Below are 21,267 nucleotides of genomic sequence, written 5' to 3'. Positions count from 1 at the left end.
ACATTGCCCTCCCAGCCTCAGAAATAGTAGACGTGTTCGATAAAATTCAAGCATGGCAATTGCCCCGATCGAGCCGATTCTTGCGACACCCAGTCCATTGGGCTGGGCGCGCGAGGCGCTTGCGGAGTGCGCACGGGATGTAGGTCTGAACCACCGAATCAGGACCAGGACGGAAGCTGCGCAGTTCATCGTCGAGGTCGAGCATGCCTCGAAGATCGTGGACTATCTGCAGATCCTGGCGGCCCGCCTGGCGGAGGAGCACAAACTGGCGGACACCGACGGTGATGAGCGTGCGGGGGGTGCGCTCCTGGTGCGCGCCGAACAGTCGCTCGGTTCGGACGGGCATTCTGGCAAGGAGGGTGAAGGCCAGCCCGTTGCGTCGGACAACGGATTCAGGAATTGCGCAGAGTATCTGCGTGCCACACTGGGCATCAGCAGGGCAGAAGCGAAGCGTCGGCTGACGCTTGCAGAGTTGGTGCTTCCCCGGATATCGCCCACCGGCGCTCCGGTTCCTCCCCGCCTCACTGTGCTCGGGGCCGCTATGACCTCCGGCCATATCAGCGGGCGGGCCGCAACCGTCATCGCTCAGGCATTACACCGGGTGGATTCGTTCGCGACACCTCAACACCTCGAGTCGATGGAACACCACCTGACACGGCAGGGGATGGAAGCCGACGAGGACATCCTCCGTGTGCTGGCTCGTCGCTGGGAGAGCGTCCTCGACCAGGACGGGCGGGAACCCACGGACAAGGTGCTGCGTGCACGGCAGGGCGTCTTCCTGAAAGGACGGCGTCACGGACTGCACTTCCTCGAGATCGGCGCCACGGACGAGCAGTTCGAACATCTTGCAACGGTCATGAATTCGACCGCGAACCCCCGCTGCGTTCCGGGCCAAGCCGGTGAGGCCGTGCCCGGCCGAGCAATCAATGAGCTCAGCGACCAGCACCACCCGAGCGACCCTGACAGCTGTGCGTCGTTCGGTCACGACGCGCAGGAATCCGTGAGCGCTCTCGGTGATCCTCCAGCTCCAACGAGGGCTCAGACTCTCCTGGATGGACTCGTTGCAGCTTGCCGGGTTGCACTGAGCACGGCCACCCTCCCGTCGACGGGCGGTTACCGACCGCAGGTCATGGTGACCATCGATCAGCAGGATCTCGTCAGCGCGACGCACCGAGCCGGATATGCAGTCTTCTCGGGGCAGATGAGTGCCGGGAGTATCAGGAAATTAGCATGTGATGCCGACATCATTCCGGTGGTCCTGGGTAGTAGCGGTCAGGTCCTCGATGTCGGACGGGCACAGCGGCTCTTTCCGCCGCACCTTCGGCGAGCGCTCGTCGCCAGGGACAAGGGTTGTGCCTTCCCTGACTGCTCCATCCCGGCCAGCTGGTGCGAGGCGCACCACATCAAGCCGTGGTCCCATGGCGGCACGACCAGCATTGCCAACGGCGTCCTGCTGTGTTCACGCCATCACCACGTCATTCATCAGGGCGGCTGGACGGTCGAGTCCCGCAATGGCATTCCGTGGTTTACCGCTCCCCGGGCCCTTGGCCCTCCGAGGACTGCGCGGCGGAACAGGTACTGGCAGGCAGGACAAGCAGTCGACGAAGTAGTGGTCGGCCATGCTTCCGGGCCGAGGCCAGAGGTTTCCGAGCACAACACAGATGTCCTGGAGCACAGTCCCGGATGACCGGAGCATCGGGCCTGTCAGCTACGACCGGAGCACCGTGGGCGACCTTTCGTGGAACTGGACAGGCCTCCCGCATGAACGGAGTCGGTCGCCCACGCACACAGAAGGCGGCGCCCATACCAAGGGCACCGCCTTCATACGATTGGTATCGGAGACTACAGCGCAGCCTCGATGGCCTCCGCAACAGGCGTCTCACCGCTGTTGAACTGAATGGTCTTGTCGACCGTGCCGAGGTTGCCGAGCACGACTGCGGCTACGAGCGCGACATCCTCACGGGCCACGGAGTCCTGCTGCGGCTCGGCTGACACCTCGATCTTCCCAGTCCCCGGATCCGTCGTCAGGGCTCCCGGCTGCAGGATGGTCCAGGCGAGTTCCGAGTTGCGCAGGTGCTCGTCAGCCGCAGCCTTCGACTCGGCGTAGTGGAAGAAGCTGTTGTCTTCCGGCACCCCGTGGTCCTTGCGCGCACCGAGGTAGGACACCATGACGTAGCGCCCCACAGCCGCCTCCTGGGCCGCGTCCATGGAACGGATCGCAGCATCCCGATCCACGGCATACGTCGCCTCCGGGCTCGCACCACCCGCACCGGCAGACCACACGACAGCGTCGTGGCCACGGAAGACATCCGCCATCTGCTGCACCGACAGCTCGGAGACATCCGCTACCACAGGCGTTGCGCCCGCCTGCTCGACGTCACCGCTGTGGTCCTGGTTACGGAAGATCGAACTGACCTGATGACCCTGACTCGTGAGGATCTTCGTGAGGTGCAGGGCTACTTTTCCGTGCCCACCGATAATGGCTACTCGTGACATGGGAACTCCTTCTGTCGAATGACTGGATACCTTGTCTTCGACGCTAGTCCCCGAACCCTCGGCCTGACCACCTTCGTCGGGGTGTTCTGCCGCGAGCGGAGGCCTATTCCCGGGTACCGCCATCGATACTCAAGAAACTCCCGGAGCAGCCGAGGAGAGCGGCACCCCACGAACTGACGGACGGACGGGGTGGACCAACGGACCGACGAGCCGACGGACGGACGAGGTGGGCCAACGGACCGATGAGCCGACACACGTCAGGGGCGGATCGCCTGGAGTCGATACCGCGCACCACGGTGCTCCTCCGGCAGCCGGTCGCCCTTACCGAACAGCTTCTCCCGCAGTGTTCCCTCGACGTACTCCGTCGGGTACACACCACGCTTCTGCAGCTCCGGCACCACGAATTCGATGATGTCCTCGAAGGTCCCGGGCGTGATCGCGTAGGCCAGATTGAAGCCGTCGACGTCGGTCTCCTCGACCCATGCCTGGAGCTCATCGGCGACCTGCACACCCGAGCCGACGATGCGGGGCCCGAGCCCACCGATCCCCGCGGACTCGGCGATGTCCCGCACGGTCCACGGCGAGCCGTCGTCGTTCACCTTCTGGAAGTTCGCGACAGCGGACTGGATGGCGTTGGACTTCACGTTGCCGAGCCGCTCGTCCGGATCGTAGGCGGAGAGATCCACACCGAGCCACCCCGAGACGAGCACGAGGGCTCCCTCGTAGCTGACGTACTGCTGGAAATCGTCGTGCTTGGCCTGGGCCTTCTCCTCCGTCTCGTCCGTGATGATGGTGAGCAGCGTGTAGATCCGCACCGAGTAGCGGTCACGGCCTTCGGCCTCGACCGCATCCCGGATCTTCGTGACGACGTCCTTCAGCTTCTGCTTCGTGGGTGCGGCAACGAAGACGGCCTCGGCATTGCCGGCTGCAAAGGCGATGCCACGAGAGGATGCTCCCGCCTGGAAGATGACCGGCGTCCGCTGCGGTGACGGCTCACTGAGGTGGATTCCCGGAACCGTGAAGTACTTGCCATCGTGGTCGATCTCGTGGACCTTGGCCGGGTCCGTGAAGACGCCGGTCTCGCGGTCGCGCACCACGGCGTCGTCCTCCCACGATCCTTCGAGCAGCTTGTAGAGGACTTCGAGGTACTCGTCGGCGTGGTCGTACCGCGCATCGTGCTCGAGCTGGTCCTCATGGCCCATGTTGCGCGCGGCAGACGGGAGATAGCCGGTGACCACGTTCCAGCCGACGCGGCCCTTGGTGAGGTGGTCCAGGGTGGAGAGCCGACGCGCGAAGGGGTAGGGGTGCTCGTAGGCGGTGCCCGCGGTGACACCGAACCCGAGGTGCTCGGTGACGAGGGCCATGGCGGAGACGAGCAGGAAGGGATCGTTGACCGGGGTCTGCGTCCCCTGCCGCAACGTGGCCTCGTTGGAACCGCCATACACGTCGTACGTGCCGAGGACGTCGGCGATGAAGATGCCGTCGAACAAGCCCTTCTCGAGGGTCTTCGCGAGATCAGCCCAGTAGCTCAGGTCCTTGTAGCGCCACGACTGGTCCTCGGGGTGGCGCCACAGACCCGGGGACTGGTGTCCCACGCAGTTCATGTCGAAGGCATTGAAGCGGATACGGCGCGGAGCTGTGGGCATGAAAAATCCTCATGTCGGGGCACTGCCGTGGCGGAAGCGCCATACTTGCCCGCACTGGCCGTGCCGGGCCGAATCCTCACCTGGGGCACCCCACTACAGCGAGAGGGTTGCCGTCCAACAAACCAGGGTTTTGCGTTGGAACTCTTGATTCTGGTTCCGAGCGTAGGTGGGCACGCACGCCGTCGTCCACCTACCGCCGTCATGGTGCGTCATGCATCAAGCGTTCCGTGCACCCGTAGGAGGGCCCGACGACGGCGGTCGACACCCTCCGGCGAAGAGACCCCAGAAGTTGCAAAGAAAGTATTGCAAAGACTTCTTTGCAAGCGCACACTGATCGCATGGAAGAGACGATGAGCGAAGCAGGACACCCCGTCGACGACGGCAACCGCGTCCTCGACGGGGCAGCACTCAAGGCCCTTGCCCATCCCCTCAGGATCCAGCTGCTGGAGGTCCTGTCCAGCTACGGTCCGCAGACCGCATGCAGCATCGCCAAGCGGGTCGGAGAGTCGAGTGGGTCGACGAGCTACCACCTGAGGCAGCTGGCCCGTTACGGCCTCGTTCGCGAGGTGGAGGATCGCGGTTCCGCCCGCGAGCGGTGGTGGGAACGCCCCCGCGGGTCGCTGACCCTCAGCACCCCCGAACTCGAACAGGACCCCACCACCCGGGAAGCCACCCGGCAGGTGAACCGCCAGTTCGAACGCGGCCGGGCGGAAGCTCTCGCGACCTTCATGGCCAGTGGCTGCGAGGCCGTCCCGCCGGAATGGGCGGACGCAGCCATGATCGCAACAATGAACGCCCATCTGACGGCAGAGCAACTCGCGACCCTCGCCCGCGATATGAGCGAGATCCTTCGCGAGAAGCTCGACGCCTACCGTGCCGAACCGGGCACCCCGGGCACCCGACCCGTCCAGTTGCACTTCAACGCATTCCCCCTCATCGACTCCCAGGAGACATCATGACCAGCGCAACCCTTCCCGTCGGATACCCGGTGCTCACGGCACCATCCCATGCAGGGCTCGCGTCGCGGACCCTTTTCCGCCTGGGCGCCGCGTTCATCGCAGCAGGATCGTCACTCGCCTCCGTCGAGGGCACCAACGCAGAACTCCTTCACCGCCACCTCGAGCGCCGGACGGACCTGCAAGCCCTCGCCCACAGCGGTATCAACCTTCTCTAGCCGCGCGGCGGCGACCATCGCCCTCCGACCACGACGAGCACCTCGCCCAGTCGCACCCCGGGAACTACCGCAGGTAGGACGCCCCATTGACGTCGACCACGGTGCCACTCACCCAGAGCGGAGCATCGGTTGCGAACCAGGCAACCGTCTGCGCTACCTCCTCCGGCGTCGCGACACGGTTGAACGGACTCTGCGCACGCACAGCGTCACCACCCGGCCCGTCCAGCACGGTTCTGCCCATGTCGGTCTCGACGAACCCCGGCGCGACGGCGGCAGCGAGGATGCCGTGCGGAGCGAGTGCCACGGCCAGGGACTGCGTCATGGAGTGCAACGCCGCCTTGCTCGCCCCGTAGGCCGGCGTGGCGGGCTCACCCCGATACGCACCCCGCGATCCGACACTGACGAGCCGACCACCCTCCGGGCCTGCCGGCCGGTCGAGGAGGTGCCGGGCGACGAGCCATGCCAGGTTTGCCGGCCCGACGAGATTCACGTCCAGCGTGCTCCGCCACGCCTCCTGCCAGTCCTCGAAGGACACGGTCTCGATGGGATGCGCCTCGAAGATGCCGGCATTGTTCACCAGGACATCGAGCCCACCCAGTCCGCCCACCGCCTCCTCCACCACGCGCCTGCAGGCCTCGGGGTCACCGACGTCCCCGACCACCACCACATGGCCATCACCGGCAAGCGCTTCGCACACAGCCGCCGCGGCGCGCCCGTCACGGCCTGCATGGACAGCAACGCGGTGTCCCCGTCCTGCGAGATCATGCGCGATGGCCGCGCCGATGCCCCTGCTCGCACCGGTCACCAGAATGTTCGACGTCATGGTTCAGACGGTACAACGTGTGCGGCGTCCCAGCGGGGACGCTTGGTCGCCGACCGGAGAAGCGAACGCCGACCGACCGGAACGGACACGTTGACCCCCGGTCGGCACGGGTGCGAGGGTGGCTGGATGAGCACAGACACCACCGACGTCCAGATCAGCAACAACGAAGCCGAGAATCGCTACGAGGCCATCCTCGGGAGCAGTCGCGTCGGCACCGCCGCCTACGACCGGTCGGGGGATACGATCACGTTCACCCACACGGTCGTCGACCCGGACGCCGAGGGGCAGGGCATCGGCAGCACCCTCATCCGGTACGCGCTCGACGACGCCCGTCGGCAGCACCTCGCTGTCGTCCCCCGGTGCGAGTTCGTGGCGGCCTTCATTCAGGAGCACCCGGACTACCAGGACCTGACAGCCTAGGCCGCTCCCCGGACCCCCTGGCGAAGAGCTGCATCGATGAGCACCTCCGCTGCGCGGCGCGCCTGACCCGCTGCTTCCGGAGACCCGGCGATCGCCGCCGTCGTCTGCGCGCCTTCGGCGAGGATCGACAACTGCGGCGCCAGATACGGTGGCGCCCCTGCCGCCTCCGACAGATCCCCGACGTAGTGCTGGAAGGACTCCTTGTGCTTCCTCGCGTACTCGGCGACCTCCGGGCTGACAGCCCCGAGCTCGGCGAAGCTGTTGATGAAGCCGCAGCCACGGAACGAGTCCTCACCGAACCACTGCGCGAGATAGTCGAAGATCGCCAGGAGCCGGGCCCGCGGACCATCCACGCCACGGACCTTCGCGTCGAGCCCCAGGGTCCAGGATTCGTGGCGGTGTTCGAGGACGGCCATGACGATGCTGCTCTTGGAGGGGAACTCCTGGTAGAGCCGCTTGAGCGAGACCTCCGCGGCGGCGCGCAGCTCGTCCATACCGACGGCGTGGATGCCCTTTGCGTTGTAGAGCCCGTCCGCCGTCGCCACGATGCGGCTGCGTATCTGGGAATCGGACATACAGGCATTCTACTTGAATCGAGAACGAACGTTCTCTATATTGGCCGGTGAGGGAGAACGAACGTTCTCCCCGCTCGAGACAAGGACGACGCACATGGGCTTCATCACGGTCGGCACCGAGAACAGTACGGACATCGAGCTCTACTACGAGGACCACGGCACGGGCCAGCCCGTCGTCCTGATCCACGGCTATCCCCTCGACGGCGGCTCGTGGGAGAAGCAGACCGCCGCTCTCCTCACAGCGGGCTACCGCGTCATCACCTATGACCGGCGCGGTTTCGGCCGGTCCAGCAAGCCCACCACGGGCTACGACTACGACACGTTCGCCGCGGACCTGAACACGGTCCTCGAGACGCTCGATCTCAACGACGCCGTACTCGTCGGCTTCTCGATGGGCACGGGCGAGGTGGGCCGTTACATCGGCACCTACGGCGAGGCCCGCGTGGCGAAGGCCGCATTCCTCGCCTCACTCGAGCCGTTCCTGCTCCAGACCGACGACAACCCCTCCGGCGTCCCGGCCTCGGTGTTCGACGGCATCCGGAGCGCCGCGATCGAGGACCGGTACGCCTGGTTCACGAACTTCTACAACGACTTCTTCAACACGGACAACTTCCTCGGCAACCGCCTCAGCGAGGAAGCACTCCGCAACGCGTGGAACGTCGCGTCGGGAGCCTCCTGGTATGCGTCGTTCGCCGTCGTCGATTCCTGGCTGACCGATTTCCGGAGCGACATCGAGAAGGTCACGGTCCCTGCCCTGATCGTGCACGGGACCGACGACCGCATCCTCCCGATCGACTCCACCGGCCGCGAGTTCACCAAGCGACTCCCCTCCGCCGACTACGTGGAGATCGAGGACGCACCGCACGGCATGCTCTGGACGCACGGCGCCGAGATCAACGAGATCCTGCTCGGCTTCCTGTCGAAGTAGGTCACCGACCGACGACGGGACGCCGCCACGTCCGGCGTCCCGTCGTCGTGTCGCTCCGTCGTGGTGCGAGCCAGGAATCGGACAGGCGGGGCGCGCGATTCCGTCGTCGCGGGCCAGAACCCGCTAGAGCTGGATGCCGCGCGTGAGTGCGCCGTCGATCAGGAGATTGGCGCCGGTCGTGCGGCTCGAGCGCGGACTCGCGAGGAACACGACGGCGTCGGCCACCTCCTGCGGAGTGCCCATCCGTCGCGTGGGGTTGAGGGCCAGCGCTGTCGCGAACAGTTCCGGACTGCCCTGTTCGATACTCGGCCACACCCCGCCCTCGTGGTAGGTGTTGCCGGGCGAGACCGTGTTGGCCCGGATCCCCTGCTCGGCGAGCTGGAAGGCGAGGCCCGCCATGTAGGCGATCAGCGCCGTCTTCACCGTCCCGTACGGACCGGAGGCGAAGTCCACCTCGCGGCCGGAGACACTCGAGATCGCGGTGATCGACGGCGTCGCGCTCCGCGCCACGTGCGGCAGGGCCGCCTTGACCAGGCGCACGGTACCCATGAGGTCGACCCGCAGGCTGGCCTCCCAGTTCTCCTCCGAGTCCTCGATCGCGAGGGCGCTGACATTGCTCACCACCGAGTCGATGCCGCCGAACTCGTCCGCCACGGCCGCGACCCAGGCGGCGAGCGCCGGACCGTCCCCCACATCGACCACGTAGCCGATCACCCGACCGCCCGACGACGACAGCGCCGCCTCGGTCGCTTCGACCTCCTCGGCGTTCCGGGCACAGAACGCGACGTTCGCGCCCTCCGCGGCGAACGATTCGACGATGGCGCGGCCGATGCCTTTCGTGCCGCCGGTGACGATCGCGGTGGTGCCGTCGAGATGCAGGTCCATGGCTGTCCTTCGGTGAGCTGTCGGTGTCGGGATCGGGGTCGTGTCCGGGTATCAGCGGAGCTCGGCGCCCTGCCGTCGCAGATGTGCGTGGAGGCCGCCATACGCATCGACGGAGGGGAAAAGTGCCTTGGGAGCCTTGACCACCACGCTGTAGTTGGCGTCGACGGCATTCGCAATCGGCGCGAGGGCGGTCTGGGTCAGGAGCTGGTAGGCATCCAGCTGATGCAACCCGAACAGGTCCTGGAACCAGCGGATCATCTCCAGCTGGCCGATCCGCCACGAGTCCTCCATGGGGCGGGAGGACCCGACGGCCATCCAGTGGTAATCCGTCTCGAGCCGCGGCCATGCCGGGGCCCCGCCCTTGACGAGCTCGACGATAATCGTCGAGTGCATCGCTCCCTCGACGGCGGTGCCGCAGGCTTCTCCCTCACCCTGGCGGTAGTGGCCGTCACCGATGGAGAACAGTGCCCCCTCCACGTTGACCCCGAGGTAGACCGTGGTGCCCGCCTTGACGTCCGGCGCGTCCATATTGCCGCCGAACCGTTCGGGCACCAGCGACGACCGGACCTCCCCGCCGGGCGGAGCGACGCCGACGGTCCCGAGCATCGGCTCGAGCGGCAGGGCGACCTCGAGGTCCCCGTGCCGCGACTGGAAGCCGACCGTCCGCCGCTCGGTGTCCACGTGGTAGATCCAGGTGGTGTCGGGCAGGGGGTCGTGCAGGGACGCGGTGCGGTCGGTACTGGTGAGTCCCCCGAAGAACGGGATGGTCGCGGAGGCCCCGTAGGAACGTGCCGGAGTGAGGTCGACGACGTGCAGGGCCAGCGTGTCCCCCGGCTCCGCCCCTTCGACGTGAAACGGTCCGGTCTGCGGATTGACGAAGTTCAGATCCACCTTCTCGCCCGACACGTCGTCCACCGAGGTGAGCGCATTGTTGAACGCATCCTCGGACCAGAGGCGGAGTGCGGAGCCGGGCCGGACCGTCAGGACGGGAGCACTACCCCCGAAGGTGTACACGAGCTGATCACGCCGGGGGTGGTACTCGATGATCTCCATGACCGGATGCTACGGGCCGGCTCCGGACTCGACAAGGGTGGGAACACCACGTGCCCGAGCGCTCAGGCCCGCCCCTTGAGGATGAGGTTCCAGTAGACCTTCGGCAGCACGAACCGCTCCACCACGTACGTGAGTCGCCGTTCCCGGGCGAGGTTGTCCCAGCCCGGCACGGTCGGCATCGGAGCGTACTTGTCGTCGAATTCGGAGAAGACCACGGTGCCGCGGCTGACCACGAACGGGCACGCCGAGTAGTGGTTGTACTGTGCGGTGGGCTTCTTCCCCTTGAGCGCGGCCCGGAGGTTCTTCGCGAGGACCGTCGTCTGCATGCGCAGTGCGGCACCGGACTTCGAGTTCAGTGTCGACGCCGCATCGCCCGAGGACCAGATGTTCGGGAAGCGCGGATGCCGGAGGATCACGGGATCCACCTCGACGAATCCTGCCCGGTTACCCGGCGTCGGCAGGTCCGTGGACTTCAGCCATTCGGGGGCGGACTGGGGCGGGACGGCGTGGAGGACGTCGTAGCGCAGGGTCTCCGAGGCACCGCTGACGGTGTTGGTCAGCTCGACGGTCCGGCCCTCCGGGTCGACCGATGCGAGTTCGGTGCTGTACCGGACCTCGATGCCGTATTCCTCGATCTTGCGGTTGAGTTCCTCGTCGATGATGTCCATCCCGAAGATGGTGGGCGTGGACACTGCGAGGACCACACGGATGTCCCCGAGCACACCCTGGCGCTGCCAGTGGTCGCACGCGAGGTACATGGGCTTCTGCGCGGCCCCGTCGCACGACGCCGGACCGGGCGGTTGGGTGAAGACGACAGTGCCTTCGGTGAGGTCCCGAAACAGCTTCCAGGCCTTGGGAGCGAGCTCGTATTCGTAGTTCGACGCTCCGTGCGGCCCCTCCATGGCGTCCTTGAGGCCGGGAATGGCGGTCCAGTCGTTCTGGATCCCAGGGCAGACCACCAGGTGGTCGTAGGTGACGGCACTGCCGGATTCGAGCAGCACGGTGTTGGTACCGGTGCTGACGTCCGTGGCCTTGTCCTGGATCCAGGTGACCCCCTTGGGCATGACCTCCGCCTGGAGTCGCACGGCGTCGAAAGCGTCCGCCGTGCCACCGGCGATGTGCGAGAACAGCGGCTGGTAGAGGTGCCGGCTCCGCGGCTCGATGACGGCGACGTCCTTGATCCGGTATCGGCGCAGCCGGCCGGCCAGGGAGACACCGGCATTACCGCCACCGATGATCAGGACCTGGTGGTGGCGTTTCTCGCCCGGAGCCGGCCGCACGGGGTCCGTGCCGGACGGTGCGGTGCTCGTACTCGCTCTGAAACGGATGACAGCCACCTCTTCTGTGTCGCCCTGCGCGGCATCTCTCCCGACAGTACCTCCCGGCACCGACCCCCGTCAGGACACGTTTGCTGTGGTGCACGGACGATGCCTCCGCGCTACTTGATAGGCTCACGAGTCATGTCCTCGATCTACCTGATATCACCGGCGGGCCACCCGAACTTCGGTGACGAGCTCATCGCTGCGGCCTGGCTGAAGCACCTGGCGCAGACCCGTCCGGATGACGAGGTGTGGCTGGACTGCCCCAACCCCGGCCTGGCATCCGAGCTCTTCCACGGCCTGCACCCACGGCTCCGCGTGACGAACACACTGTGGCGGTCCTGCTGGGAGGCTCCTTCGACCGACCCCGACGTGGTGATGACACGCGTCGTCGACCTCGTGAGGAACTTCGGTTCGCCGGCCTACGACCTCGGGCTGGAGAGGCTTCGGAAGGTTGAGAGCCTCCACCTCCTGGGCGGCGGCTACCTGAACAACCTCTGGCCGTTCCATGCCGGCCTCGTAGCCGGCGCCGTCGCGGTGCAGGCACTCACCGGCGCGAAGCTGTACGGCACCGGGCTCTCGGTGGTGCCGATGATCGACACGGGAACGGGCATGGACGGCGTCGGCCACCCGCGAACCGTCGTCGAGCTGCTGCAGCACTTCGACCACGTCAGCGTCCGGGACCAGGCATCGGCGGATGTCCTCGGGGTCACCCTCGGTCTCGACGACGCTTTCCTGGGCGTGCTGGAGGAGCGCAGGAGAGGACTGGCCCGTGGTGGCGCCGACCTCGTGCTCTGCCTCCAGAGCGACCTGCAGTCGGAGGAGCAGAGCAGGAAGGTGATCGACGACGTCCGGGCCACCGTGGCGGCGGCCCGCGCCCAGGGCAGGACGATCCAGTACGTCGAAGCCATTCCCGGCGTGGACCGGCCTGCCTTCGACGCGTTGGGCGACCTGATGGATCCCGACTCCTTCATCCCGTTCATGTCCGTGTGGCGTGACGGGCTGCCGCTGCGGGCCGACCAGACCTGGGTCACCACGCGGTTCCACCTGCATTTCCTGGCGGCTGCAGCCGGTGCGGCCGGGACCGCCATCGGTGTCAAGGACGGCTTCTACGACGTGAAGCACCGGTCACTGATGGATCTCGGCACCGGCTGGTCCTACCGGCCCGCCTCGCAGGAGAACGCCCCCGACGCCCTCGCATCCGGCTCACCTGCGGCCGGCTTCACGGAAGACATCGCGTCCAGGGCCGAGCAGAAACGCCAGGAGGCGCTGGGCCTGTACCCCGTCCCCGGAGGATCCGACCGCAGCCGGGCGGACGACCGACGTCGTACCTCTGCCCTGCGCATCGCCCGGGGCTTCCGGACCGCGGTGAGGCAGGACGAACGCACGCGAGGCTGAGCACGCTCCCTGACGCGCCCCTCCGGCGCCGGGCTCAGTCCCGCGCGTACCGCCGCACGAACGCCCCGAGGATCGCTGCGGGGTAGGCGACCGCGGAGGCACGAACCCGCTCGATGTAGTCGTCGGCCTCCTCGGGCGGGAAGTATCCTGCGTGGCGGTAGGTCCTGATGCGGCCGACGAGCGCCTCGACGTCGAGCTCGGGGTGGAACTGGGTGGCGTACACGTTCTCGCGCACACGGAACATCTGCACGGGGCACGTCGCCGAGGAGGCCAGCAGCACCGCCGATGGCGGCAGCACCGTGCACGCCTCCTTGTGCCCCACATACGCGGAGAACGACGACGGCAGTCCCGCGAGCAGCGGATCGGCCAGGCCGTCGTCGGTGAGGGTGATGTCGATGGCACCGATCGGCTCGGCGTACGTGGTGTCGACGACGGCGCCCTGGTGCCGCCCGAGCGTCCCGACGCCGTAGCAGGCACCGAAGAACGGGAAGTCCTCGGCGACCACCGTGTCGAGCAGCCGGCCGAGCTCACTCTCCACCCGCACCTGGACGGCGCTCTTCGACTCCTCCGGGTCCGAGGAGTTGAAGGGGCTGCCTCCGAGGAAGATCCCCGAATAGTCCGCGAGGTCCAGTCCGGGCAGGGACTCGGTCTCGAGCCGGACACGCCTCAGCTGGCCCTCGGCAAGGCCGCCGAAGCTCAGGAAGCTCTGGTATTCGGCGTCGGCTGCGTAGTCGTCGACGCGGGTGGCCAGGAGCAGGAACGGTTTCACTCCTCGATGCTACTGGGGTTGGCAAGGCAAGCCGATCCTCCGTAGCCGGACGAGGGCGCCGGTGCTTTACTGCTGCGATGACGAATACTCCGATGCAGCGCAGCGAACCCCATGACAGCAGCGTGGCAGGACGCCTGAACTGGCTGCGTGCCGCCGTCCTCGGCGCGAACGACGGCATCGTGTCCACCGCCGCGACCGTCGTCGGCGTCGCCGGGGTGACGAATGCTGTCGCGCCCATCCTGGTGGCGGGGACAGCCGCCGTCGTCGGGGGCTCCGTGTCCATGGCGCTGGGTGAGTACGTCTCCGTCAGCAGCCAGAAAGACAGTCAGGAAGCCCTGATCGAGAAGGAACGCCGGGAGCTCGCAGAGGATCCCGACGGCGAACTCGAGGAACTCGCGGGCCTCTACGAGCAGAAGGGGATGACGCCGGGGACGGCCCGCCAGGTCGCTGTCGAACTGACACAGCACGACGCCCTCGCAGCCCACCTGTCGGCGGAACTGAACATCGACGAGCTCGAGGTCGTCAACCCCTGGCATGCCGCCTTCGCCTCGGCCGCGGCCTTCGCGGCCGGCGCGGTCCTGCCACTGCTCGCGATCCTCCTCCCGCCGGCCGAACTCCGGATCCCCATCACCTTCGTGGCGGTCCTCGTCGCCCTGGCCATCACGGGGGCGATCAGCGCCAAGGTGGGCGGGAGTTCACGACGTCGCGCGACGATCCGCCTCGTGATCGGCGGCGCGCTGGCCATGGCGTTCACCTACCTGGTCGGATCGCTGCTCGGCACCACCGGCATCGCGTAGCCGCCCCGGCCGGAGCGACCTAGCCGCCTGCCCCCGCCGGTCCCGGCGGGACGGGCGGGACGGGCAGATCAACGGCCCCATCGTCGGAGCGGCGTTCCGCGCCCCCCGCGATGCGCGCCCGGAACACGACGCCGGCGGGGCCGGTCACACGGTACCCGGAGGACACGGGGGCCACCTGGAACTCGCCCTCCGAACCGGTCGGGGTGATCACACGGACGGTGGTCCCGGTACCGGGTCCCTCGAGGGCTCCCGGGTAGACGGTGACCAGCGGATCGTCGAGGTAGTCGTAGTCGGGCCGATCGTCGGTCCTGCCGGTGACGAGGACCGCGCCCTGCCGCACCCACAGGGGGAGGCTTTCGAAGCGGTACACCTCCCGCCGCCACCCGCCCCCGGCAACGACCTCTCCCGTGAGCAGATGCGTCCACGACCCCGCCGGGAGGTAGTACTCGACGCGGCCGTCGGCGGAGAAGACCGGAGCCACGAGCAGATCGGGTCCGAGCATGTACTGCCGGTCCAGGTGCGCGACGGCGGGGTCCTCCGGGAAGGCAAGCTGCATGGGTCGCATGACGGGCCTACCCGTCCTGTGGGCCTGCATCCCCGCGGCGTACAGGTAGGGCATGAGGGACGCCTTCAGGCGCGCGAAGGTCCGCGTGACCTCGACGGCGCTCTGTCCCTCCGCCTCGTCGCCGGTGTCGAAGGCCCATGGCACCCGGTAGTTGGTGGAGCCGTGGAGACGGGAGTGGCTCGAGAGCAGGCCGAACGCGACCCAGCGCTTGAAGACGGCAGGATCCGGCGACCCCTCGAAACCACCGATGTCGTGGCTCCAGAACCCGAAGCCACTCAGCGCGAGGGAGAGGCCACCACGCAGTGTCTCGGCCATCGACTCGAAGGAGGACGAGTTGTCACCACCCCAGTGCACGGGCATCTGCTGCCCGCCGGCTGTCGCGGATCGGGCGAAGAGGACCGCCTCGCCCTCGCCGCGGACCTCCTCGAGGACATCGAAGACCGCCCGGTTGTACAGCTGCGGGTACAGGTTGTGCATGGTCTCCGCAGGTGTCCCATCGTGCCAGCGGACGCCGAGCGGGATCCGCTCCCCGAAATCCGTCTTGATGGCGTCGACACCCTGGCCGAGCAGGGTCCGCACCTTGTCCTGGAACCAGGCCGTGGCATCGGGATTGGTGAAGTCCACCAATGCCATGCCCGCCTGCCACAGATCCCACTGCCACACGGTGCCGTCCTCGCGACGCACGAGGTACCCGGCCTCCGCGGCTTCGTCGAAGAGAGACGACCGCTGCCCGATGTACGGGTTGAGCCACGCGCTGATCCGCAGTCCCTTGCCGTGAAGGCGTTCCAGCATGCCCTCCGGATCCGGGAACACACGAGCGTCCCACTCGAAGTCCGTCCAGTTGAACTCGCGCATCCAGAAGCAGTCGAAGTGGAAGACACTCAGCGGCAGGTCCCGCGCGGCCATGCCGTCCACGAAGTGGGCCACAGTGGCCTCGTCGTAGTCGGTGGTGAAGCTCGTGGACAACCACAGGCCGTACGACCAGGCAGGAACCCGCGCCGGCCGTCCCGTCAGGCGGGTGTAGCGCTCGAGGATGTCCGCCGGCGTAGGACCCTGGATCACGAAGTACTCGAGCGTCTCCCCCGGCACGGAGAACTGCACGCGTTCCACGGACTCCGACCCGATCTCGAAGGAGACGTGTTCAGGGTGGTTCACGAAGACCCCGTAGCCGCGGTTCGTCAGGTAGAACGGGACGTTCTTGTAGGACTGTTCGCTGGATGTCCCTCCGTCGGCATTCCAGATGTCCACGGTCTGCCCGTTCTTCACGAGCGGCCCGAAGCGCTCGCCCAGCCCGTACACGAGTTCCCCGACACCGAGCGAGAGCTGGGCATGCAGGTACGACGACGCCGGCGCACGGCCCGTCGCCGTCACGCCGGTGACACCGGTCGGCTCGGCGGTCACCGGTGCGTCCGGGGCGAGGCCCATCCGGCCCACCGACTTGTGGCCACTGGAGGTGAGCGTCCGATCGTCCGCTTCGAAGGACAGGTCCCAGGGGGCGCCCCGGCGGATGCGCGCGGTGAGGCCGCCCGCGGTGAGCACGCCACCGTCGTCGTCCGCTTTCGCGGCGCCGAGCCCCTCCACCGCGCCGACGAGGTCGAAGCCCCGGTGCGGCGTGTCACCGCGGTGGTTCTCGATCCGCACACCGATCACGCCGTCGAGCGGGGTGCTGAGCGTGACCGTCAGCAGGGCGCGATTCAGGGTGTCCCCACGCCGCTCGATGACCTTCGTGGGCGCCGAGACGACGAGGCGCCGATTGTCCACCGCTTCGATGTCGTAGGCCTCCTGCGCGTACTGCGCATCGACGCCGGGGCGGACATGCCAGAATCCGTCGGTGAATTTCATGGTTACTTGACTGCTCCTGCTGTGATGCCCCGGGTGAGGGTGCGCTGGAAGATGAGGAAGAAGATGAGGGTGGGAAGGAGCCCGAGGAGTGCGGACGCGCTCGTCGTGGTGACGTCCATGAGCCGATCGCCCTGCAGCACGGTGATCGCCACCGGGACTGTCTGGTTGTCGTTGCCCACCAGGAAGGTCAACGGGATCAGGAATTCGTTCCAGGTCCAGATGAAGAAGAAGATGAGCAGCACGCTCAGGGTGGGCCGTGAGATGGGGAAGATGACGCGCCACAGGATCTGCCACCGGCTTGCACCGTCGAGCGATGCCGCCTCCAGCAGCTCCTTCGGGAACGTCCCGTACACGGAGGCCAGCAGGTAGGTGCCGAACGCGCTCTGGATGACCGTGAAGATGATGATCACGGCCCAGACGCTGTCGTAGAGGCCGACCTGCCTGAACATGAAGTACAGCGGGTAGAGCAGCACCTCCTGCGGCAGCATGTTCGCGAGCAGGATCAGCAGCACCAGCCAGGTCCGTCCGCGCACCCGTCCGATGCCCAGGGCGAAGGCGTTGAACATCGAGATCCCGACGGCGAGCACGGCGACCACCGAGCTGATGAAGAAGCTGTTCCAGAGCTTCCGGGGGAAGTCCACGCGCTCCCAGAATGCGGTGATGCCGTCGAAGTAGAGGGCGGAGGGCAACGAGAGCGGGCCACCCGACGCGTAATCGGTGGGCGACTTGAAGGAATTGGCGAGGATCAGGAGGAACGGGACGGCGATGAGCAGTCCGATCAGCACTGCCACCCCCAGCACGAGCCAGTCGCCGGCGGTCGTGCGGGACCGGCCGGAGCGCCGTCGTGGTCGGGGCGGTTCCTGCACCGCGTCCGGCGCGGTCAGTGTGGGAACGGCCATCAGCGTGCCTCCTCACTGCGCTCGAGCCTCGTCTGCACGAGGACGAAGATGATGCTGACGACGGCGATGACCACCGTCAGCGCGGTGGCGATCGTCGCGCCGTAGCCCACCTGCTGGGACTGGAAGAACTCGCTGTACGCGTAGTAGGCGGGCACGATCGTGGAGGTGCCGGGTCCGCCCCCGGTCAGGGCGTAGATGGGCCCGAAGACCTTGAGCGCTGCGATGGCGCAGGTGAGCGTGACCACGAAGATCTCGGGGCGGATGATGCTGACCGTGATGGCGCGGAACCGCTGGAACCAGTTGGCACCGTCGAGCTCCGCGGCCTCATAGAGTTCCGGGTCCACCCGCTGCAGGGCCGCCATGAAGATGACCACGGGGTAGCCGAGCTGGACCCAGACCATGATCACCATGATGCTGGGCAGCGCCGTGTCCGGGTCCCCGAGCCAGTTGCCCTGCAGCCCACCGAGACCGACGGCGGCAAGGACCTGGTTCAGCGCGCCGTTCTCAGGCCGGAGGATCCAGCCGATCACGATGGCCGCGATGACGCCGGGCAGGATCTGCGGCAGGTAGTACGTGGCGCGGAGGAAGCTCGCGAGGCGCCCGCCGAACTTCCGCCCGATGAGATCGAACAGCATCGCTGCGAGGACGAGGCCCACGACGGTCGGCACGACCACCATCGCCACGATCATGGCCATGGAGTTGCGGAACGAGGTCCAGAACGTGGTGTCGTCGAAGAGTTCAACCCAGTTCTCGAGGCCGATGAACTCCGGTGGGCGGATCCCCCGGTACGAGGTGAAGGTCAGGTAGACGTTCCACAGCAGCGGAATCACGATGATGACCGTGAGCAGGGTGAGGCCGGGCAGCAGGTACAACCAGAAGGAGTTGCGGCCGGAGCCGGGGATGAGACTGGTGACGGGACGCGTGGAGCGCCCTTTCGACCGGGTTGTGATCGCCATGGGCGTGCACCTTCCAGGGCAGGGGTAGTCAGGGAGCCCCGGCCGCGCCTCCGGTCCGGGAACGGATCGTGGCGGCGCGGCCGAGGGGATGCGGGGTCAGCCGACGATGTCGTCGACGCCGCTCTGGTACTGCTCGCCGATCTGCTCCTGGAACTCCTCCGGCGACTTCGTGCCGTTCAGCAGTTCCTGCAGCCCGGCGTTCAGCTCGTCGTAGAACGTGGGCGTGGGCCAGTCCGGGTAGAACGCGATGCCGTCCTTCTCGGTGAGCTCGTTGAAGTTGGCGATGAGTTCCGAGCTCTTCTCGTCGGTGATGTCCGCCGGGTCCGCAGCGACGGGGACACCCCCGTTGTTGCCGATGAGGTTCTGGATCTCCGGGCGCATCGTGATGTCGATGAACTTGTAGGCCAGTTCCTTGTTGGCCGCGTTCTCCGGCACGGCCCACATGTTGCCCGCGGACCCCGGAGCGAGCTCGGCCTCGGGGAAGAGGAAGGTGCCCCACTCGAATCCGGTGGCCTCGGTGGTGAAGCGGTTGTGCCACCAGCTGCCCGAGAAGAAGATCGGGTTGGTGCCGTTGATGAACGCGGTGCCGGCGTCCTCCGCCGTCGACCCCGTGGCGTTGGTCGAGATGTAGCCCTTCTTGGTCCAGTCCTTGACGGTCTCCGTGGCGAACGAGATCTCCTCGCCCTGCCAGTCCACGGGGTTCTTGTACAGCTGGTAGTCCTCGACCCAGCTGCGGTCGGCCTGGGTCAGGGCGAGTTGGTACCAGAGCTGGCCCAGCGGGTACTCGGCTGCCGATTCCGCCATCGGGGTGATGCCCTCGTCCGTGAACGCCTGCAGGACGTCCTCGAACTCGTCGAGTGTCGTGGGCACCTCGAGGCCGGCGTCGGCGAACATGTCCTTGTTGTAGTAGACCTCGACGAACTCGCCGTAGTTCGGGACGCCGAACCAGCTGCCGGACCCCATGATGCCCCGCTCGTCGTACTTGGCGGTGGTCTGCAGCGACGGCGCCAGCTTGTCGTCCCAGCCGTACTGGTCGACGGCGTCATCCAGGTTGGTGAGCAGGCCCTGGCTGGAGAGCAGACCTGCTGTGGCGTTGCCCTTGTTGTACTCGAGCAGATCCGGGGCCTCGTCCGAGTTCAGCACCTGGCTGGCCGTGGAGCGGATCTGCTCGAAACTGCGCTCCTCGAACTCGACCGTCGCACCGGTCTCCTCCTCGAAGATCTCGATGGCTTCCGTCCAGGCGATGCCCATGGCACTCGTCTCGCTCTCGAAGTGCCAGAGCTTGAGCGTGTCACCTTCGCCGCCCGATCCGGCGTCGGGCTGGGAGCCCGAGCACCCCGACAGTGCAACCGCGGCCGCCGTCAGGGCCGCGCCCAGGATCAATCTGTTCTTCGTCATGCCTACTCCCTCGTAGTGGTGGTGACCGCGATGCGGCCGATAGTCGAAACGTTTCGATAATGGGGACTGTCGATCGGCGCCCAGAGGCCAGGGGGAAACCCGGCGCTATGGGCCCGAGCGGGGTGCCGCGACCGAACCCCGGTCGCGGTAGACGGGAGCGATGAGCTCGACGCGTGGTTGAACAGTGCCGTCGAGCTGCTGGACCGCCAGCTCGACGGCGCGGGTGCAGGAATCCGCCGGGATCAACGGGATGACGTCGAGCGGCGGCGTGAACATGGACGTATCGAAGGTCGGCACGCCTGCGATCACGGAGAGGTCCCGCGGGATGGACAATCCGCGCTCGGCGAGGGCGTCCAGAACCGTCCGGTGAACACCCTCCTCCGCATGGACGACGAGCCCCGTGGGAACCGTGTCAGCATCGAGGAGCCTGGAGAGTGCCTCCCGGACCGATGAGGCACCCGTTTCCGCCATCGAGAAACGCGCCTGCACCTGGCGGTCGGCGGCCCTGCGCAGGAAGCCGTCCCGGAAGCGCGTCGGGAAGTTCGAGCCACGCTCGTAAACCGCCTCCGGGTGACCCAGCAGCGCCAGCGACGAGTGTCCGGCGTCCACCAGCCGGTCCACCGCCAGCGCTGCAGCAGCCTCGAAGTCGAGGTCCACGCAGACCAGGCCCTCGGCCCTCCCCGGTACGCCGATGAGCGCCGCCGGGATGCCGAGCGAGCGCACCAGATCCGCCCGCTCGTCGTTGATGGACACGTCGAGGACGATGATGCCGTCCACGAGCCTGCTCGCCGAGACGCGCCGGAGCCCGGCAATCGCTTCGTCTTCCGTCAACAGAAGGACGTCGTAGTCGTACTTCCTCGCGGCTGTGGCCACGGCGAGGACGAAGGCCATGTGTGCAGGCGCATAGGTGTCGCTGCGCAGCGGGGCCGTGAGGGCGAAGATCCGCGTCCTGGTTCCCGCCAGCATCCGGCCGGCGGCGTTCGGCATGTAGTCGAGTTCACGCACCGCCTTGTCGATGCGGAGCCTGGTCTTCTCACCGATCGGGCGCTTGCCACTCAGCGCATAGGACACCGTGCTGATGGACACTCCGGCGACGCGTGCGACGTCGTGGATGTTGGCCATGCTGACTCCGATGTCTGCTCGTGGGCTGTCGATATGCCTGTCCGGCACCGCCCGTCTAAACGTTTCGACGAGCGATTGAGACCAAGGTACGTCACATCGAGAGGCAGGACAAGGGATTTGTCGAGCCTAGGAACAAATCTCGGCGGATGGATCACTCCGGACCCGCAGATTCACCCCTCAGCCCGGCGGATGGCTCGTGCCG

General features: G+C 67.0%; 20 protein-coding genes and 1 riboswitch. Of the genes, 7 read left to right on the top strand and 13 right to left on the bottom strand.

Features of this window, described 5'->3' with window-relative positions; genetic code table 11:
- The first annotated feature begins 52 nt into the window (after positions 1-52).
- Positions 53-1,687 (top strand): HNH endonuclease signature motif containing protein, encoded by a 1,635-nt coding sequence (locus ACX80F_RS11910; RefSeq protein WP_459336609.1) that lies wholly within the window; start codon positions 53-55, stop codon positions 1,685-1,687.
- A gap of 155 nt (positions 1,688-1,842) precedes the next feature.
- Here ACX80F_RS11910 and ACX80F_RS11905 read toward each other — a convergent pair whose 3' ends face one another.
- Positions 1,843-2,496: an SDR family oxidoreductase gene (locus ACX80F_RS11905; RefSeq protein ID WP_459336608.1), complete on the bottom strand. Its 654-nt coding sequence runs from the start codon at positions 2,494-2,496 to the stop codon at positions 1,843-1,845.
- 257 nt (positions 2,497-2,753) lie between these two features.
- Positions 2,754-4,142, bottom strand: a complete 1,389-nt coding sequence (locus ACX80F_RS11900; RefSeq protein ID WP_459336607.1) for an LLM class flavin-dependent oxidoreductase — start codon at positions 4,140-4,142, stop codon at positions 2,754-2,756.
- Positions 4,143-4,178: 36 nt separating this feature from the next.
- A riboswitch (SAM riboswitch) is annotated at positions 4,179-4,292 on the bottom strand.
- Positions 4,293-4,480: 188 nt separating this feature from the next.
- On the opposite strand from ACX80F_RS11900, the gene ACX80F_RS11895 reads away from it, so the two are divergent.
- Positions 4,481-5,101: a helix-turn-helix domain-containing protein gene (locus ACX80F_RS11895; RefSeq protein WP_459336606.1), complete on the top strand. Its 621-nt coding sequence runs from the start codon at positions 4,481-4,483 to the stop codon at positions 5,099-5,101.
- Positions 5,098-5,316: a hypothetical protein gene (locus tag ACX80F_RS11890; RefSeq protein WP_459336605.1), complete on the top strand. Its 219-nt coding sequence runs from the start codon at positions 5,098-5,100 to the stop codon at positions 5,314-5,316. The genes ACX80F_RS11895 and ACX80F_RS11890 overlap by 4 nt, the downstream gene beginning before the upstream one ends.
- Before the next feature lie 64 nt (positions 5,317-5,380).
- Here the strand turns inward: ACX80F_RS11890 and ACX80F_RS11885 are convergent, their stop codons facing one another.
- Positions 5,381-6,139 (bottom strand): SDR family NAD(P)-dependent oxidoreductase, encoded by a 759-nt coding sequence (locus tag ACX80F_RS11885; protein ID WP_459336604.1) that lies wholly within the window; start codon positions 6,137-6,139, stop codon positions 5,381-5,383.
- 126 nt (positions 6,140-6,265) lie between these two features.
- Between ACX80F_RS11885 and ACX80F_RS11880 the strand changes: the two genes are divergently transcribed.
- Positions 6,266-6,559, top strand: a complete 294-nt coding sequence (locus tag ACX80F_RS11880; RefSeq protein WP_459336603.1) for a GNAT family N-acetyltransferase — start codon at positions 6,266-6,268, stop codon at positions 6,557-6,559.
- On the opposite strand, the gene ACX80F_RS11875 is transcribed toward ACX80F_RS11880, so the two are convergent.
- On the bottom strand, positions 6,556-7,134 hold the full coding sequence (locus tag ACX80F_RS11875; RefSeq protein ID WP_459336602.1) for a TetR/AcrR family transcriptional regulator: 579 nt from the start codon (positions 7,132-7,134) through the stop codon (positions 6,556-6,558). The two genes, ACX80F_RS11880 and ACX80F_RS11875, sit on opposite strands and share 4 nt — an antisense overlap.
- A 94-nt stretch (positions 7,135-7,228) precedes the next feature.
- On the opposite strand from ACX80F_RS11875, the gene ACX80F_RS11870 reads away from it, so the two are divergent.
- Positions 7,229-8,062 (top strand): alpha/beta fold hydrolase, encoded by an 834-nt coding sequence (locus tag ACX80F_RS11870; protein WP_459336601.1) that lies wholly within the window; start codon positions 7,229-7,231, stop codon positions 8,060-8,062.
- A gap of 123 nt (positions 8,063-8,185) precedes the next feature.
- Here ACX80F_RS11870 and ACX80F_RS11865 read toward each other — a convergent pair whose 3' ends face one another.
- The 3 genes from ACX80F_RS11865 to ACX80F_RS11855 all read right to left on the bottom strand — a co-directional run bounded on the left by ACX80F_RS11865 (position 8,186) and on the right by ACX80F_RS11855 (position 11,280).
- Positions 8,186-8,947 carry an SDR family NAD(P)-dependent oxidoreductase gene (locus tag ACX80F_RS11865; protein WP_459336600.1) on the bottom strand — a complete coding sequence of 254 codons (762 nt, stop codon included), beginning with the start codon at positions 8,945-8,947 and terminating at the stop codon, positions 8,186-8,188.
- 51 nt (positions 8,948-8,998) lie between these two features.
- On the bottom strand, positions 8,999-10,000 hold the full coding sequence (locus tag ACX80F_RS11860; RefSeq protein ID WP_459336599.1) for an acetamidase/formamidase family protein: 1,002 nt from the start codon (positions 9,998-10,000) through the stop codon (positions 8,999-9,001).
- A gap of 62 nt (positions 10,001-10,062) precedes the next feature.
- On the bottom strand, positions 10,063-11,280 hold the full coding sequence (locus tag ACX80F_RS11855) for an NAD(P)/FAD-dependent oxidoreductase (protein ID WP_459336656.1): 1,218 nt from the start codon (positions 11,278-11,280) through the stop codon (positions 10,063-10,065).
- A gap of 180 nt (positions 11,281-11,460) precedes the next feature.
- Between ACX80F_RS11855 and ACX80F_RS11850 the strand changes: the two genes are divergently transcribed.
- A complete protein-coding gene (locus tag ACX80F_RS11850; RefSeq protein ID WP_459336598.1) occupies positions 11,461-12,717 on the top strand; it encodes a polysaccharide pyruvyl transferase family protein in 1,257 nt (418 codons plus the stop codon).
- Positions 12,718-12,751: 34 nt separating this feature from the next.
- On the opposite strand, the gene ACX80F_RS11845 is transcribed toward ACX80F_RS11850, so the two are convergent.
- Positions 12,752-13,486, bottom strand: coding sequence for a glutamine amidotransferase (locus tag ACX80F_RS11845; protein ID WP_459336597.1), 735 nt, complete (start codon positions 13,484-13,486; stop codon positions 12,752-12,754).
- Positions 13,487-13,563: 77 nt separating this feature from the next.
- Here ACX80F_RS11845 and ACX80F_RS11840 point away from each other — a divergent pair, with 77 nt between their 5' ends.
- Positions 13,564-14,283 carry a VIT1/CCC1 transporter family protein gene (locus ACX80F_RS11840; RefSeq protein ID WP_459336596.1) on the top strand — a complete coding sequence of 240 codons (720 nt, stop codon included), beginning with the start codon at positions 13,564-13,566 and terminating at the stop codon, positions 14,281-14,283.
- Between the two features lie 19 nt (positions 14,284-14,302).
- Here the strand turns inward: ACX80F_RS11840 and yicI are convergent, their stop codons facing one another.
- From yicI to ACX80F_RS11815, 5 genes are all read right to left on the bottom strand, one after another.
- On the bottom strand, positions 14,303-16,690 hold the full coding sequence (gene yicI / locus ACX80F_RS11835; protein WP_459336595.1) for an alpha-xylosidase: 2,388 nt from the start codon (positions 16,688-16,690) through the stop codon (positions 14,303-14,305).
- 2 nt (positions 16,691-16,692) lie between these two features.
- Entirely contained in the window at positions 16,693-17,589 is an 897-nt protein-coding gene (locus ACX80F_RS11830; RefSeq protein ID WP_459336594.1) for a carbohydrate ABC transporter permease, read from the bottom strand.
- The gene (locus ACX80F_RS11825; protein WP_459336593.1) at positions 17,589-18,545 is read right to left on the bottom strand and encodes a carbohydrate ABC transporter permease; all 957 of its coding nucleotides are present in this window, start codon (positions 18,543-18,545) and stop codon (positions 17,589-17,591) included. Before ACX80F_RS11825 ends, ACX80F_RS11830 begins: the two co-directional genes overlap by 1 nt.
- 96 nt (positions 18,546-18,641) lie before the next feature.
- On the bottom strand, positions 18,642-19,943 hold the full coding sequence (locus tag ACX80F_RS11820; RefSeq protein ID WP_459336592.1) for an ABC transporter substrate-binding protein: 1,302 nt from the start codon (positions 19,941-19,943) through the stop codon (positions 18,642-18,644).
- A gap of 105 nt (positions 19,944-20,048) precedes the next feature.
- Positions 20,049-21,065, bottom strand: coding sequence for a LacI family DNA-binding transcriptional regulator (locus tag ACX80F_RS11815; RefSeq protein ID WP_459336591.1), 1,017 nt, complete (start codon positions 21,063-21,065; stop codon positions 20,049-20,051).
- Positions 21,066-21,267 lie beyond the last annotated feature (202 nt).

This window comes from Arthrobacter sp. TMS2-4 (assembly GCF_054511075.1).
Note: the sequence above shows the minus strand (reverse complement) of the source record. Positions and strands in the feature narration are given on the sequence as shown.

Excerpts from the sequence above, each read along its gene's own strand:
- ACX80F_RS11910 (WP_459336609.1), top strand. The coding sequence starts at position 53 with ATGGCAATTGCCCCGATCGAGCCGATTCTTGCGACACCCAGTCCATTG.
- ACX80F_RS11905 (WP_459336608.1), bottom strand. The coding sequence starts at position 2,496 with ATGTCACGAGTAGCCATTATCGGTGGGCACGGAAAAGTAGCCCTGCAC.
- ACX80F_RS11895 (WP_459336606.1), top strand. The coding sequence starts at position 4,481 with ATGGAAGAGACGATGAGCGAAGCAGGACACCCCGTCGACGACGGCAAC.
- ACX80F_RS11885 (WP_459336604.1), bottom strand. The coding sequence starts at position 6,139 with ATGACGTCGAACATTCTGGTGACCGGTGCGAGCAGGGGCATCGGCGCG.
- yicI (WP_459336595.1), bottom strand. The coding sequence starts at position 16,690 with ATGAAATTCACCGACGGATTCTGGCATGTCCGCCCCGGCGTCGATGCG.
- ACX80F_RS11815 (WP_459336591.1), bottom strand. The coding sequence starts at position 21,065 with ATGGCCAACATCCACGACGTCGCACGCGTCGCCGGAGTGTCCATCAGC.
- ACX80F_RS11830 (WP_459336594.1), bottom strand. The coding sequence starts at position 17,589 with ATGGCCGTTCCCACACTGACCGCGCCGGACGCGGTGCAGGAACCGCCC.
- ACX80F_RS11825 (WP_459336593.1), bottom strand. The coding sequence starts at position 18,545 with ATGGCGATCACAACCCGGTCGAAAGGGCGCTCCACGCGTCCCGTCACC.
- ACX80F_RS11840 (WP_459336596.1), top strand. The coding sequence starts at position 13,564 with ATGACGAATACTCCGATGCAGCGCAGCGAACCCCATGACAGCAGCGTG.
- ACX80F_RS11900 (WP_459336607.1), bottom strand. The coding sequence starts at position 4,142 with ATGCCCACAGCTCCGCGCCGTATCCGCTTCAATGCCTTCGACATGAAC.
- ACX80F_RS11880 (WP_459336603.1), top strand. The coding sequence starts at position 6,266 with ATGAGCACAGACACCACCGACGTCCAGATCAGCAACAACGAAGCCGAG.
- ACX80F_RS11875 (WP_459336602.1), bottom strand. The coding sequence starts at position 7,134 with ATGTCCGATTCCCAGATACGCAGCCGCATCGTGGCGACGGCGGACGGG.
- ACX80F_RS11860 (WP_459336599.1), bottom strand. The coding sequence starts at position 10,000 with ATGGAGATCATCGAGTACCACCCCCGGCGTGATCAGCTCGTGTACACC.
- ACX80F_RS11890 (WP_459336605.1), top strand. The coding sequence starts at position 5,098 with ATGACCAGCGCAACCCTTCCCGTCGGATACCCGGTGCTCACGGCACCA.
- ACX80F_RS11820 (WP_459336592.1), bottom strand. The coding sequence starts at position 19,943 with ATGACGAAGAACAGATTGATCCTGGGCGCGGCCCTGACGGCGGCCGCG.
- ACX80F_RS11865 (WP_459336600.1), bottom strand. The coding sequence starts at position 8,947 with ATGGACCTGCATCTCGACGGCACCACCGCGATCGTCACCGGCGGCACG.
- ACX80F_RS11850 (WP_459336598.1), top strand. The coding sequence starts at position 11,461 with ATGTCCTCGATCTACCTGATATCACCGGCGGGCCACCCGAACTTCGGT.
- ACX80F_RS11870 (WP_459336601.1), top strand. The coding sequence starts at position 7,229 with ATGGGCTTCATCACGGTCGGCACCGAGAACAGTACGGACATCGAGCTC.